This window comes from Phytohalomonas tamaricis, from assembly GCF_003012345.1.
Lineage (GTDB): Bacteria > Pseudomonadota > Gammaproteobacteria > Pseudomonadales > Halomonadaceae > Phytohalomonas > Phytohalomonas tamaricis.
Genome location: NZ_PVRV01000023.1, coordinates 254,181 through 267,168, shown reverse-complemented (window position 1 = coordinate 267,168; position 12,988 = coordinate 254,181). Strand labels below are relative to the sequence as shown.

The following is a 12,988-nucleotide window of genomic DNA, read 5'->3' as shown; positions in this document are numbered from 1 at the left end:
CCGCGATACGTCGCGGCTTTTTGCGGTTGACTGCCGGATGAATGACAAGGAACAACTACGATGATGAAACGTCTTTTGGCTGGGCTATTGGGTAACAGTGGGGGGCAGGAACGTAGTGCAAACAAGAAAAAACAGCCTGAGGTGGACCCCATCGATTACAAGGGATTCTTGATTACCCCTGATCCTCAGGATGCCAACGGGCAATACCGGGTCAGCGGCTGGATTCGCAAGTCAGTCGCAGGTGAAATGAAAGAACACCGCTTTGAGCGTTCCGATACCGTGCCTGATCGTGATGGCTGTAACGAGTTGATGGTGCGCAAGGCGGAGCGCTTTATTGAAGATCATGGCGAACGCATGTTTGAACGGTAAGTACCCGCCATGACCGCCTATGGCTCAACCTCGCCTGAACTTTTTCCTGCGCTGTCGCGTTGGCGGCAACTGAGTGTCAGCGAACGCTTGGCTGATGTCGTCGCGGGACTGATCACGGCGGCGCTTTTGGTGCCCCAGGGCATGGCCTACGCCATGCTGGCGGGATTGCCGCCACAAATGGGGCTTTATACTGCGCTGGCACCCTTGCTGTTGTATGCGCTGTTCGGGACTAGTCGCGTCATTGCGATGGGACCGATGGCGCTGACATCATTATTGGTAGGGGAAACATTACGTAGCGAGAATATACCGTTATCTGATTTTGCCAATTGGGCAGCCATATTGGCATTATTAGTGGGTGGCTGGTTATTGGTGCTCTATTTCTTCAGGCTGGGACGATTGATCAATTTCGTCAGTCCTGCGGTCATGCAGGGATTTACCACAGCCTCGGCGTTGATGATTGTTGTGTCACAGCTCGCTGATCTACTCGGCCTGCCGGCATCTTCCGGAAATCTTTTCATGCGCATGATGGCGCTGGCAGAACAATGGCAACAGCTTTCATGGAGCACGCCTGCGTTCGGTATCACAGCGCTTTTAGCGCTGTTGGTAATGAAGCGCTGGTTAACATCACTCCTTTCTTTTCTCCATGTCCCGTCAGGCGCTGCTGAAGTGTTGGGCAAGACCGGGCCGCTCATCACCTTGATTATGGCGCTTGTGATTGTCCCTGTCTGGCCTGCTGAACTGGCGCGCGTGGGTGGGGTACCTGCAGGGTTGCCGCTGCCTGCCCTGCCCGAGTTTTCTCTTGATGCTTTACAAAGCCTGTGGGCGCCCGCTCTCGGTATCGCACTAGTCAATTATGTCAGTGCTATTTCCGTGGCGGAGACACTGGCGGCCAAGCATCGTGAGCGCATCTACAGCCAGCGCGAACTATGGGTATTGGGTGCGGCCAATATTCTCGCCGCCTTGACCCGCGGCTTCCCGGTGACCAGCGGGCTAGGGCGCGCTGTTGTCAACGATCAGGCAGGTTCGCGTACACCCTTGTCATCGCTGTTTGCGGCACTGACGCTAGTCGGCATTCTGCTTTTTGCCACGGCGCTTTTTGCCCCGTTGCCACAGGCCGTGCTGGCAGCAATTGTTATTCAGGCCGCCTGGCCCTTGGTTAATTTAATGCCGCTCAAGCGGGCCTGGCGTTATTCACGTGCAGATGGGCTGGCATGGGCGGCCGCGTTTATTGGCGTATTATTGCTGGGTGTCATGGAAGGGCTCGCAATAGGCGTAGGCATTGCACTAGCACAGCTCCTGGCGCGGTCCAGTCGCCCGCATATTGCTGAGATAGGCCAGTTACCCGACGGTGGCTTTCGTAACCGTGAGCGCTTCAATGTAGAAATTCTGCCGCACCTGTTGATGGTGCGCCCCGATGCCGATCTTCATTTTGCCAACATGGGTGAGCTGGAGCGCTGGATCAATGTGCATCTTGCCGAACGCGAAGCGGTCACCGACCTGGTGTTGGTGATGAGTGCTGTCATTCATATCGATAGTGCGGCACTTGATATGCTGGAACGGCTAGAGGCGCGTCTTGCCGAGCAGGGCATTACGGTTTATCTCGCTGAATTGAGAGGACCTCTCAAGGATCAACTGGCCCATACCGTATTTCTTGAAACGCATCGTGAGCGCGTATTCTTTTCAACAGGCCATGCATGGCGCTCGTTGACCAGGGAGGATCTTGCTTTTCAGATATGAATGCTATGCGAAACGGGATGTTTTGCCTGCATGATATGCCAAAGAGGTGCGTGCCTCCGCTCTGCTCACCCAAGGACACCCAGATGATTCGTATTGAACCTTCACGTGCCAGCCAGGCCCATGAGTTGATCGGCTTGCTGGATGAACTGCAAACACAGCTTTATCCGCCGTCGAATCACTACCTAGATAACGTCGAAACGCTTGAACAATCTCACGTCTTTTTCGTCCGCGCGCTGGATGATGAGAACCTCGCCGTAGGATGCGGGGCGGTCAAGCGATTGGGCGACTACGGCGAGATCAAGCGCATGTTCGTTCAGGAGCAAGCACGTCGTCAGGGCATTGCGAAACGTATCATGACCGCGTTGGAAGCCCACCTCATAGAGCAGGGGATTCGTCTTGCCCGGCTCGAAACCGGCATTCATCAGCCCGATGCGATCGCGCTTTACCGTTCGCTTGGCTATGTCGAACGTGGTCCTTTCGGTCACTATCCAGAGGACGAGTTCAGTGTGTTCATGGAAAAGGCCTTGTAAGAATCTCAGGCAATCTCGGTCTTCTCCTTGTACTCGCACAGATCTTCGATGATGCAGCTGCCGCAGCGCGGCTTGCGTGCCACACAGGTGTAGCGCCCGTGCAGAATCAGCCAGTGATGTGCGTCGCGTTTGAACTCCTTGGGCACGACCTTGAGCAGCTTCTGCTCCACCTCGTTGACGTTCTTGCCGGGGGCGAGATTGGTACGGTTTGAGACGCGGAAAATATGCGTATCGACGGCAATGGTCGGCTCACCAAAGGCGGTATTGAGGATTACGTTGGTGGTCTTTCGCCCTACGCCGGGTAATGCTTCGAGTTCTTCGCGCTGACGCGGCACCTCGCCACCGTGCTTGGTAACAAGAATCTCGCACATCGCCATCAGATTCTTGGCCTTGTTGTTATAAAGCCCCAGCGTCTTGATATGCGCCTTCACCCCGTCGAGGCCGAGGCCGAGAATTGCCTCGGCGGTATTGGCGTCGGCGAACAGCTTTGCAGTCGCCTTGTTAACGCCGACATCGGTGGACTGCGCCGAGAGTGCTACGGCGACCAGCAGTTCGAACGGCGTCGTCCAGTTCAGCTCGGTGGTAGGGTGAGGGTTGGCTTCACGTAGCCGTGCAAATATCTGCTTGCGTTTTTCGACGTTCATATCAGGTCACGGTAATCGTTATTAAAAGGCAGGCGTCCTAGCCTGCTTGCTCAAGTGCGTGCCGGGCGTTCTGCCTGTTGGCTTCAGCGCGTTCAAGCTGTTCCTTGGCATCGGCTACTTCTTCAGCACTGCCTAAACGCTCCAGCCGTTCGAGTTGTTTGACGGCTTTGCGATAGGTCGCTTCTGCTGCTGACGCAGCGATCTTGAGCTGATTGAGCGTCCTGCGGCTGGGCGTGCTACTGCCGATAGCCGCCGTGACAGTGGTGCGCGAGGTGGGCGTCGTCGCTGATGATGTCGTTGTGAGCTGCGCTTCGATGCTGGCCAAGTGCTGTCGTGCAGTAGCCAGTTGAGCTTCCAGCGTTTCAATCTCAGTGCTGCCCGCCGCCTGCGCCTGTTTGAGCTTCTTTTCGACACGCCGAATCGACGCCGTTGCCGCCGCCTTAGCTGCCTTGAGTGATGTGGCGCTGGGCGCTGGCGTGCTGGCCTTGGGATCGAAAGTCTCGGCAGGGCGGGAAGAAGGTGCGAGCGTTGCCAGGCGACGCGCCTCACGCGTTTCGCGGCTATTTTTCTTCTCTTCCGCAAGTCGCGCCAAGCGAGTATTGCGATTCTCGAAGCGCATGCGCGCTTTGCTGGCACGTTGATCGAGAAAGGCCTGCTGCTGTGCTTCGTCCTGGGCGGCCTGCCACTGTGGATGGGGCAAAATATCAATGCAGTCTACCGGGCAGGGTTCGACGCACAGATCGCAGCCGGTGCATTCCGATGCGATCACGGTATGCATTTTCTTCGCTGCACCGAGGATGGCATCAACCGGACACGCCTTGATGCACTTGGTACAGCCGATACACTCCTCCTCGCGGATGAAGGCAACCTTGGGCGTCTCTGCCTCCATTTCCAACGGCAACGGCGCGCGTTCGAGCAGGCGGGCAAGATTGTGCATCGTCGCCTCGCCGCCGGGCGGGCACTTGTTGATTGCCTCGCCTGCAGCAATCGCCTCGGCATAGGGGCGACAGCCGGGATGGCCGCACTTGCCGCACTGAGTCTGTGGCAGACGCTGGTCGATCTGTTCGACGAGTGGAATGGTCACAACTGCATTCATTGCCTGCTTCATTACCTCGGGTCACGCGCCGTCCCAGTACGGGGCGGGCGGGAAAATAGCGTGCCGGCGCGGAAACGTAGTAGGAGCTGCTCAAGGCTTACGACTGAGGTGAAAAGCAGCATACTGCCGCGACGGACAAAAGAAAAACGGAGAATAGCGTGTCGACTGGAACGAAAGGGCAATTGTAGCTCGCTTGGCGGTTGGGTGCATCCGTTGGCTCGCTTACCAGCTTTGCGTATTCGCCAGTTTTGCTGTTACTCAAAAGGTGTCACGAAGGTCATCGAGATATTGCTCAGGCTGTCCTAGGCATGGTTGCACGTAAAGAACAAAAGCCACTGAATATTCAAGCCTATAGCGGCCATAGTATTGTAAAGCCTTCCTCTCAATAAGACTCGATAAACGGAGAAACGCCAGTGGCCTACCAGCTCTATATCGCCAATAAAAATTATTCGTCCTGGTCGATGCGTCCTTGGGTATTGATGACGGCGCACAATATCGAGTTCGAGGAGGTGTTGACGCCCTTTGCTGATACCCCTCATCAACAGGCCTTCGAACACTTCTCGCCCACTGGCAAGGTGCCGTGTCTTCAGGACGCCGACACACTGATCTGGGATTCATTGGCGATTGTCGAATATCTGGCGGAAGTACATCCTGATGTATGGCCGAAGGAGCGGCAGGCGCGTGCCTGGGCGCGTTCGGCCTGTGCCGAGATACACTCAGGATTCATGGCTTTGCGTGATGAGTGCTCGATGAACTGCGGCCTGCGGATTGAGCTGGGAGCGCCGAGCCCAGCACTCGAAAAAGATATGTTGCGGCCGAGCACGCTGTGGGAAGACGGTCTCAATCGCTTTGCTGGCCCTTGGCTGGCAGGGGAAACGTTCGGTGCTGTCGATGCCTTCTTTGCCCCTGTGGCGGTGCGCTATCGTACCTACGGGTTCACGCTGTCACGACAGGCCAATGCCTATGCCGAACAATTGCTTGAACATCCTGCCGTCATCGCCTGGATCGAGCAAGGGCTGCATGAAACATGGCGCGATGAGGCGCATGAGCAGGATTGCCTGCGTGGACGTACTGTCCTGGCGGACCTGCGTCAGGGTGTTCGTAATTGAAAACAATGAGTACGTTAGCGTAAAACGAGCAGGACATCACAACAAAACGGGCGCATGCATAGTGGCATGCGCCCGTTTTGTTTTTGCTGACGTTATGGTGCTCAGGTCACACGCTGGCCCGGCTCAGCACCGGAGTCAGGCGAGAGTAGATAGATACCGTTGTCATTGCCGGCGGCCAGTACCATGCCTTCAGAAACGCCAAAACGCATCTTGCGCGGTGCGAGGTTGGCGACCATCACGGTGAGGCGGCCTTCCAGCGCTTCGGGAGCATATTGCGACTTGATGCCGGAGAACACCGTACGGGTTTCGCTACCGATATCCAGCGTCAGCTTGAGCAACTTGTCGGAGCCCTCGACATGCTCGGCCTGGGTGATCCGCGCAATACGCAGATCGACCTTGATGAAATCATCGAACTTGATTTCGGCAGCGAGTGGTTCGCTGATCAACGGGCTTGCGGTTCCTTCGGATTTGGCTGCAGCGTCTTCCTTCAATTTTTTCTCCACAGCGAGGTCTTCTTTAGAGACCTCGATCATCTGATCGATCTTGTCCATTTCGACGCGGGTCATCAGCGGCTTGAACTTCTCGATCGGGTGGTTGAGCAGCACGTCACTGCGGCTGTTCCAGCCCAACGTAGTGAGGTTCATGAACACGCGCGCTTCTTCGGCCAGCGCGGGTACGATCGGGGCGAGGTAGACGACCAGCTGGCGGAACAGGTTGATGCCGACCGAGCAGATGTCGAGCACGTCCTGCTCGCGGCCCGCTTCCTTGGCCAGTACCCACGGTGCCTGATCATTGATGTAGGTGTTGGCCTCGTCCGCCAGTTCCATGATGCGACGTACTGCACGGCCAAATTCTCGTGCTTCGAAGTCCTCGGCGATGGCATCACCGGCATCGATGAAACGTTGTACCCGTTCCGGCTCGGCACAGCGTGGCGAAAGGGTGCCACCTTGCTTCTTGATGAAGCCGGCGCAGCGGCTGGCGATGTTGACGACCTTACCCACCAGATCAGCATTGACGCGCGCAGCGAAGTCCTCAAGGTTGAGATCGAGATCATCGACCCGTGATGAGAGCTTGGCCGCGAAGTAGTAACGCAGGTACTCGGGGTTGAGGAATTGCGCGTAGGTCTCGGCCTTGATGAATGTCCCCCGCGACTTCGACATCTTGGCGCCGTTAACGGTAACGAAGCCGTGGCAGTTGACGCCGGTCGGTGTGCGCAGCCCGGCGCCTTCAAGCATTGCCGGCCAGAACAGGGCGTGGAAGTAGACGATATCCTTGCCGATGAAGTGATAGACCTCGGCGTCGGAGTCCTTCTGCCAGTAACTATCGAAATCGATGCTTTCACGCTCGCACAGATTCTGGAAACTGGCCAAGTAGCCGATCGGCGCATCAACCCAGACATAGAAGTACTTACCCGGAGCATCGGGGATCTCGAAGCCGAAGTAGGGCGCGTCACGGGAGATATCCCAATCATTGAGGCCCGCCTCGAACCACTCCTGCAGCTTGTTGGAGATTTGCGGCTGCAGGCTTTCCGAGCGGGTCCACTCCTTCAAGAACGCCTCGAAGTCGGGCAGCTTGAAGAAATAATGTGTCGAGCTGCGTACTTCGGGCGTGGCGCCTGAAATCGCGGAGACAGGATTGATCAACTCGGCAGGCGTGTAAGCGGAACCACATACTTCGCAGTTGTCGCCATACTGGTCGTCTGCATGGCAGTTGGGGCAGGTACCCTTGATGAAGCGGTCGGCGAGGAACAGTCCCTTGACCGGATCAAACATCTGGTCAATATCGCGAGTAGCAATGTGGCCAGCGTCGCGCAGCTTGGTGTAGATGCGCTCGCTATGGATGCGGTTCTCTTCGGAGTGCGTCGAATAGTAGTTGTCGAAACCAACGCCGAAACGAGCAAAGTCGGCTTGATGCTCTGCGTTGACGCGGGCAATCAACTGCTCCGGAGTCACGCCTTCCTGTTCGGCGCGCAGCATGATGGCAGTGCCGTGCGCATCGTCAGCGCAAACATAATGACATTCGTGACCACGGCTTTTCTGAAAGCGCACCCAGATATCAGTCTGAATGTATTCAAGCAGGTGGCCCAAATGAATGGAGCCGTTGGCGTAGGGCAGAGCACTGGTGACCAGAATCTTGCGCGCGGACATGAGGCCTCGAATGAGTGATGAAATAAAATAGTGATCGCCTTACCGACCGCAATGCTCGATGAAAAGGCATTGTTACTAGCGCGGTTTGGGTACGCTGGCCGAGGCGACGAAATAAGGCCATTCTACCGCGTTGTCACGGCAGGAGTAAGGCGTCACCCTGTTAGCAACTTATATCCTCGATAATAGGATAATGTGGTTCTGACTGTCTGGTGCAGACGTGAATAAGCGGATTGCATTGTTGGGCTTCACCCAGAATGTTGTATTGCTTATTACGAGCACGGCTATCATAAGAGTCATGAAAAGGAGCAGCAATGCTGCAGGAAGGGCAAAGGTAATGCTTGAATCAATCCAGCTATTTTTTCAGCGCATGCTGGCGGAAGAGGACGAAGCGGAGAAGCGCCCCGTAACGTTGGCGCTAGCGACAACAGCGGTTCTATGTGAAATTATTTGTGCCGATGAGCGCATCGATCCGCGTGAGCTGACTGCACTCAAGCAGATGCTGATGACACACTTCACGTTAAGTGAGGAGGCGGTCGATGAACTTTTGGCGCTGGCGCAGCTAGAAGCTGGCCGAGACAGCGGTGTCTATCAGTTCGCGCATTTGATCAATCAACATTACGATTATAACAACCGGGTTGCGCTGGTTATGGAGATGTGGCGGCTGGCTTATGCCGACAGTCGGCTCGTGCCTCACGAGAAGCAGCGGGTAAGACGATTTGCTGACTTGCTCAAGGTCAGTCACGGCGATTTCGTTCAGTGTAAGCTTCATGTTCAAGAGGAGTTTGAACAAGAGAGCAATCACTTGCCCGCCGGCAGGGCGGACAAACCCTGAAGCCTTCTGCATTATTGTTGCTGCGCCTGCTCAGCGGCAGGAATCAGTAGTGTCTCGACCAATTCATCCAGTTGATCCAGATAAGCATGTCCTGCGGAGGGTGGCGTAGGGTCGGAGGTCATGATTACGGTCATGGTCAGCTCTGGAATCACATACAGCATCTGCCCGCCGTATCCCCAGCCATAGTAGACACGATGCCCCTTCATGTTAGTCATGAACCAACCATAGCCATAATTGGCATGGGCAAAGTGCGAGTAGGTATGCGGTGTCCATGAAGCGTCAATCCAGGACTCAGGGAGTAGGCGTTCGCCATTCACCACGCCCTGGGTGCGATATAGCTCGCCAAAGGCCAACAGCGCTCGTGGCGAAAGCGCCATTTCATTGCCGCCGAAGTAAATGCCTTGCGGGTCGCGTGTCCATGGGGGAATAGTGATATTCAAAGGGTCCCCCAGCCAGGAGCGCGCCAGGGCGAGTGTGCTTTGTCCACTGGCCCGCGTCAGCGCAGCGGAAAGCAGGTGAGAGTTGCCGGTAGAGTACAGCATTTGCCCACCGGGTTCGGCGACAAAGGGACGGGTCAGCGCATAGGAGACCCAGTTCTTGCTGGCTACCCAACGGCCATAATAGGGGCCGGAGGTACGTTCCAGCCCGGCTTGCATGGAGAGCAGATGGCCCACAGTGATCTGGCGTATCTGTGGGTCAGCATGCGTTGGCACCTTTGCGCCCAACAGCGAGACGATAGGTTGATCGACGCTTTTGAATACGCCGCGCTCGATGGCTATGCCGACCAGCGCGGAAAGTACGGTTTTGGAAAGCGATTTGATGTTGACTGGCCGATCTAGCCCGGGGCCGGTGAATACATGCTCAATCACTGGGGAGCCCTCGTAGGCGACCAATAAGGTATGAAGGGGCGGCGAGAGCGAGGCACTACGCTCAATTGCCGCTTGGGTAGAGGTTTCGTCCCAGCTCGTTGTGGTTGTCTCGGCGTGACTGCTGGTAGCTGCGCCGATAAACAAAAAAGTCATGACAACCGATAAGCTGCGTCGAAAATTTTTCAAAAAAACTAGCATGCTTGACGCTCCCGTAGCGATTTTTTGCCGACGTATGCAACGCTTTGAATAATGGCATGGTCCAACATTCTAAAATCCAAGGAGATCATGGGTAATGCTTGATGCCGTACAGCAATTCTTCAATCGTATGCTGGATGCTACTGCTAGTAACAGCACGGCTAATCGTCAGGTGACACTGGAACTGGCAACAGCTGCGCTGTTTTGTGAAATCGTCCGTGCCGACGGAGAAATCGATATAAGCGAACGCGATACGCTCAGGTCGACATTGCAGTCACGCTTTCGCTTGGACACTGACGCGGTGGATGAATTGATGACAATGGCCCAAAAGGAGGCCGATGAGGCGGTTGATCATTATCAGTTCGTGAGTCTGGTCAATGAACGTTACGGTTACGACGATAAAATTGCCTTGGTGACGATCATGTGGCGGCTGGCCTACGCTGACGGAACACTTGATCCTCATGAGGAAATGCGCGTACGTAAGCTGGCAGATCTGCTTCATCTCACCCATAGCGATTTCATTCGCACTAAACTGCTGGTTCAAGACGAATTATCTGGCGGTTCGTGATAACACTGCGCAGGGTTGAGCAAAGCCGCTTGATCAAGCTGCTTCGCGCAGATGGCGATGACTGCTATGGTCATCGGTACTGATGTTGATGCTCAGCTTATCGCCGTCTCCTGGGCGTCCGGGTCACCCATGCGCTTTAGCTTTATATGAGTAATAGTTCATGTTACAGATCTCCCGCAATGTCACCATTCCCGATAGTGAAATCGAGATGCAGGCAGTACGTGCACAGGGTGCAGGAGGCCAGAACGTCAACAAAGTAGCGTCGGCGGTGCATCTGCGTTTCGATATCCAGGCGTCCTCGCTCCATGCCGGTTTCAAGGAAAAACTGCTGGCCTTGAATGATCAGCGGATCACCAAAGAGGGTGTCATCATCATCAAGGCGCAGCAGCATCGCACTCAGGAGCGCAACCGTGAAGAGGCGCTGGCGCGTCTGAGCGAGCTGATCAAACGTGTCATTTATGTGCAGAAAACGCGCAAGGCTACCAAGCCGACCAAGGGGTCAAAGCAGCGTCGTATGGACAGCAAGACCAAGAAAGGTCAACACAAGGCACTCAGGGGAAAAGTGAATTATTAAGGCTGTGCCATGCCATACAGCACAAGGGAGCATGATCTGTTTGGAACAAGATGCCCGTTTGGAAAAAGTTGCCATTTTTGTTGATGTTCAAAACATCTATTACACCACCAAGCAGGCGTTCGGCCTGCATTTTGATTACAACGCCTTCTGGGCTGAAGCGACCGCCAACAGAGAAGTTGTTAAGGCAATCGCCTATGCCATCGACAGAGGCGATGAAAAGCAGCGTCAATTTCAAAATATCCTGCGCGCCATTGGCTTTGACGTGAAGTTGAAACCGTTCATTCAGCGCAGCGATGGTTCTGCCAAGGGCGACTGGGATGTCGGCATCACGCTCGACGTCATGGAGTATGCGCGTGACGCTGATGTGATTGTTCTGGTGTCAGGCGATGGCGATTTCGATCTGCTCGTGCAGCGTGCCCGGCAAGCCTTTGATGTGTCGGTTGACGTCTACGGTGTGGCCAAGCTGACAGCGGATGCGTTGGTCAAGTCTGCCTCTCGCTTTGTGCCTGTCGACGATAAGCTGCTTTTGCCTGCCAAGCGGCGTTAATCGCAAGCGTCGATGTATAGACATGTGATGATGAGATTTTAATTTTTCGCCTGATGGTGCAAAACCTACCATTGCACTTGGTTAACGAGCGCATTCACGCGTTATACTGACACCATCCATGGCGCTGCGAGAGTAGGGTGTCAACAGGAATCACGCAGGGAGAAAGCGAAGTGCTCGAGAGTGTAAAGCATGTGGTCGCCGTGGCGTCCGGTAAGGGCGGCGTTGGCAAATCGACCGTAACTGTCAATCTTGCGCTGGCAATGGCGGCGGAAGGGTTCAAGGTAGGCCTGCTGGACGCCGACATTTACGGCCCCAGCCAGGCGCAAATGCTGGGCATCAAGGCCGGCACGCGTCCTACCATGATTGACGAGAAGACCATGGCACCGATCGAAGCGCATGGCATCAAGTCGATGTCGATGGCGTATATGGTCGATGTCGAGACGGCGATGGTATGGCGTGGGCCGATGGTTTCCGGTGCCTTCCAGCAATTGCTGACCCAGACAGGGTGGGGCGAGCTCGATTATCTCTTCATCGATATGCCGCCAGGCACGGGGGATATCCAGCTTACTCTGGCGCAGCATGTTCCCGTGACCGGCTCGGTGATTGTGACCACGCCGCAGGACATTGCTCTGCTGGATGCGCGCAAGGGTATCGAGATGTTCCGCAAGGTTAACGTGCCGGTGCTGGGTGTCGTCGAAAACATGAGTCTGCATACCTGCTCAAACTGTGGCCATACCGAGCCCGTCTTCGGCGAAGGAGGCGGTGCCCGTATCGCCGCGCAGTATGATACTGAAGTGCTGGGTCGTCTGCCGTTATCCTTGTCGATTCGTGAGCAGGTCGATGGCGGCAATCCTACCGTAGTTGCACAGCCTGATTCCGACGTGGCGATTACGTTCAAGGAAATGGCGCGCCGGATCAATGAGCAGCTCAGTACTGCCAAGAAGCAGAGCGGGCCAACCATTAGCTTTAGTGACTGATCGGTTCTGTTAATGATAGCCAGCAGGCTGTCGGTTAGGCTTTTGCAGTATCCAGTGGGCCGGTATTATACCGGCCCATAGTATTTCCGTTTTATGTACAGCCCCGCAGCATTGACTGAACCGCTTTTATGCCTCGGTGGTTCACCGTTGGCTGCCACTATCGAAAAAGGACAGACGCCCGGCATGAGTATCAAATCGGACAAGTGGATTCGCCGCATGGCGGAAGCCGAAGGCATGATCGAGCCGTTCGAGTTCGATCAGGTGCGCCATCATGACGGGCGCCGGGTGATTTCGTATGGCACGTCGAGCTATGGCTACGATGTGCGCTGCTCAGATGAGTTCAAGGTCTTCACCAACATTCACTCCGCCACGGTCGATCCGAAGAACTTCGATGAAAAAAGCTTCGTCGATGTGAAAGGTGATGTATGCATCATCCCTCCCAATTCCTTCGCTCTGGCGCGGACCGTTGAGTACTTCCGCATTCCCCGCAATGTATTAACGATCTGCCTGGGAAAATCGACCTACGCGCGCTGCGGTATCATCGTCAACGTGACGCCGCTTGAGCCGGAGTGGGAAGGGCACGTGACGTTGGAATTTTCCAATACCACTACGCTGCCTGCGAAAATTTATGCCCATGAGGGCGTGGCTCAGATGCTGTTTCTGGAATCCGATGAGCTCTGCGACGTTTCTTACAAAGACCGCGGTGGTAAGTACATGGGCCAGCGTGGCGTAACCTTGCCCAGAGCGTAAACGGGGCAGTGAGTTTCTTGAAAAGCTCGCACTAAAAGATAAGG

At 55.4% G+C, this 12,988-nt stretch carries 14 protein-coding genes; 10 read left to right on the top strand and 4 right to left on the bottom strand.

Annotation, left to right across the window (positions count from 1 at the left end; translation table 11 throughout):
* Positions 1-60 precede the first annotated feature (60 nt).
* From C3Z11_RS12680 to C3Z11_RS12670, 3 genes are all read left to right on the top strand, one after another.
* The gene (locus C3Z11_RS12680) at positions 61-369 is read left to right on the top strand and encodes an HlyU family transcriptional regulator (protein WP_106478318.1); all 309 of its coding nucleotides are present in this window, start codon (positions 61-63) and stop codon (positions 367-369) included.
* 9 nt (positions 370-378) lie between these two features.
* Entirely contained in the window at positions 379-2,106 is a 1,728-nt protein-coding gene (locus tag C3Z11_RS12675; protein ID WP_106478317.1) for a SulP family inorganic anion transporter, read from the top strand.
* An 83-nt stretch (positions 2,107-2,189) separates the two neighbouring features.
* Positions 2,190-2,636, top strand: a complete 447-nt coding sequence (locus tag C3Z11_RS12670) for a GNAT family N-acetyltransferase (protein ID WP_262927387.1) — start codon at positions 2,190-2,192, stop codon at positions 2,634-2,636.
* 5 nt (positions 2,637-2,641) lie between these two features.
* Here the strand turns inward: C3Z11_RS12670 and nth are convergent, their stop codons facing one another.
* Both nth and rsxB read right to left on the bottom strand, forming a co-directional pair.
* On the bottom strand, positions 2,642-3,280 hold the full coding sequence (gene nth / locus C3Z11_RS12665) for an endonuclease III (RefSeq protein ID WP_106478316.1): 639 nt from the start codon (positions 3,278-3,280) through the stop codon (positions 2,642-2,644).
* Positions 3,281-3,317: 37 nt separating this feature from the next.
* Positions 3,318-4,376, bottom strand: a complete 1,059-nt coding sequence (gene rsxB, locus C3Z11_RS12660) for an electron transport complex subunit RsxB (protein WP_106478315.1) — start codon at positions 4,374-4,376, stop codon at positions 3,318-3,320.
* A 413-nt stretch (positions 4,377-4,789) separates the two neighbouring features.
* Here rsxB and C3Z11_RS12655 point away from each other — a divergent pair, with 413 nt between their 5' ends.
* Positions 4,790-5,485 (top strand): glutathione S-transferase family protein, encoded by a 696-nt coding sequence (locus C3Z11_RS12655; protein ID WP_106478314.1) that lies wholly within the window; start codon positions 4,790-4,792, stop codon positions 5,483-5,485.
* Positions 5,486-5,586: 101 nt separating this feature from the next.
* Here C3Z11_RS12655 and metG read toward each other — a convergent pair whose 3' ends face one another.
* A complete protein-coding gene (gene metG / locus C3Z11_RS12650; protein ID WP_106478313.1) occupies positions 5,587-7,632 on the bottom strand; it encodes a methionine--tRNA ligase in 2,046 nt (681 codons plus the stop codon).
* A gap of 334 nt (positions 7,633-7,966) precedes the next feature.
* Between metG and C3Z11_RS12645 the strand changes: the two genes are divergently transcribed.
* Entirely contained in the window at positions 7,967-8,464 is a 498-nt protein-coding gene (locus C3Z11_RS12645) for a tellurite resistance TerB family protein (RefSeq protein ID WP_106478312.1), read from the top strand.
* Between the two features lie 11 nt (positions 8,465-8,475).
* Here C3Z11_RS12645 and C3Z11_RS12640 read toward each other — a convergent pair whose 3' ends face one another.
* A complete protein-coding gene (locus C3Z11_RS12640) occupies positions 8,476-9,486 on the bottom strand; it encodes a serine hydrolase domain-containing protein (protein WP_106478536.1) in 1,011 nt (336 codons plus the stop codon).
* Positions 9,487-9,625: 139 nt separating this feature from the next.
* Between C3Z11_RS12640 and C3Z11_RS12635 the strand changes: the two genes are divergently transcribed.
* The 5 genes from C3Z11_RS12635 (at position 9,626) to dcd (ending at position 12,944) form a co-directional block, all read left to right on the top strand.
* Positions 9,626-10,096 carry a tellurite resistance TerB family protein gene (locus C3Z11_RS12635; RefSeq protein WP_106478311.1) on the top strand — a complete coding sequence of 157 codons (471 nt, stop codon included), beginning with the start codon at positions 9,626-9,628 and terminating at the stop codon, positions 10,094-10,096.
* Between the two features lie 160 nt (positions 10,097-10,256).
* Complete coding sequence (gene arfB, locus C3Z11_RS12630) at positions 10,257-10,670, top strand: alternative ribosome rescue aminoacyl-tRNA hydrolase ArfB (RefSeq protein WP_106478310.1); 414 nt, start codon at positions 10,257-10,259, stop codon at positions 10,668-10,670.
* 58 nt (positions 10,671-10,728) lie between these two features.
* Positions 10,729-11,217, top strand: coding sequence for an NYN domain-containing protein (locus C3Z11_RS12625; protein ID WP_106478535.1), 489 nt, complete (start codon positions 10,729-10,731; stop codon positions 11,215-11,217).
* A 170-nt stretch (positions 11,218-11,387) separates the two neighbouring features.
* Entirely contained in the window at positions 11,388-12,194 is an 807-nt protein-coding gene (apbC, locus tag C3Z11_RS12620; RefSeq protein WP_394810214.1) for an iron-sulfur cluster carrier protein ApbC, read from the top strand.
* A 183-nt stretch (positions 12,195-12,377) separates the two neighbouring features.
* A complete protein-coding gene (gene dcd / locus C3Z11_RS12615) occupies positions 12,378-12,944 on the top strand; it encodes a dCTP deaminase (protein ID WP_106478308.1) in 567 nt (188 codons plus the stop codon).
* The last annotated feature ends 44 nt before the right edge of the window (positions 12,945-12,988 follow it).

What these genes read in the sequence shown, in the direction of transcription:
- dcd (WP_106478308.1), top strand. Translation starts at nt 12,378, where the DNA reads ATGAGTATCAAATCGGACAAGTGGATTCGCCGCATGGCGGAAGCCGAA.
- C3Z11_RS12670 (WP_262927387.1), top strand. Translation starts at nt 2,190, where the DNA reads ATGATTCGTATTGAACCTTCACGTGCCAGCCAGGCCCATGAGTTGATC.
- C3Z11_RS12640 (WP_106478536.1), bottom strand. Translation starts at nt 9,486, where the DNA reads ATGACTTTTTTGTTTATCGGCGCAGCTACCAGCAGTCACGCCGAGACA.
- arfB (WP_106478310.1), top strand. Translation starts at nt 10,257, where the DNA reads ATGTTACAGATCTCCCGCAATGTCACCATTCCCGATAGTGAAATCGAG.
- metG (WP_106478313.1), bottom strand. Translation starts at nt 7,632, where the DNA reads ATGTCCGCGCGCAAGATTCTGGTCACCAGTGCTCTGCCCTACGCCAAC.
- nth (WP_106478316.1), bottom strand. Translation starts at nt 3,280, where the DNA reads ATGAACGTCGAAAAACGCAAGCAGATATTTGCACGGCTACGTGAAGCC.
- C3Z11_RS12645 (WP_106478312.1), top strand. Translation starts at nt 7,967, where the DNA reads ATGCTTGAATCAATCCAGCTATTTTTTCAGCGCATGCTGGCGGAAGAG.
- C3Z11_RS12680 (WP_106478318.1), top strand. Translation starts at nt 61, where the DNA reads ATGATGAAACGTCTTTTGGCTGGGCTATTGGGTAACAGTGGGGGGCAG.
- C3Z11_RS12675 (WP_106478317.1), top strand. Translation starts at nt 379, where the DNA reads ATGACCGCCTATGGCTCAACCTCGCCTGAACTTTTTCCTGCGCTGTCG.
- rsxB (WP_106478315.1), bottom strand. Translation starts at nt 4,376, where the DNA reads ATGAATGCAGTTGTGACCATTCCACTCGTCGAACAGATCGACCAGCGT.
- C3Z11_RS12635 (WP_106478311.1), top strand. Translation starts at nt 9,626, where the DNA reads ATGCTTGATGCCGTACAGCAATTCTTCAATCGTATGCTGGATGCTACT.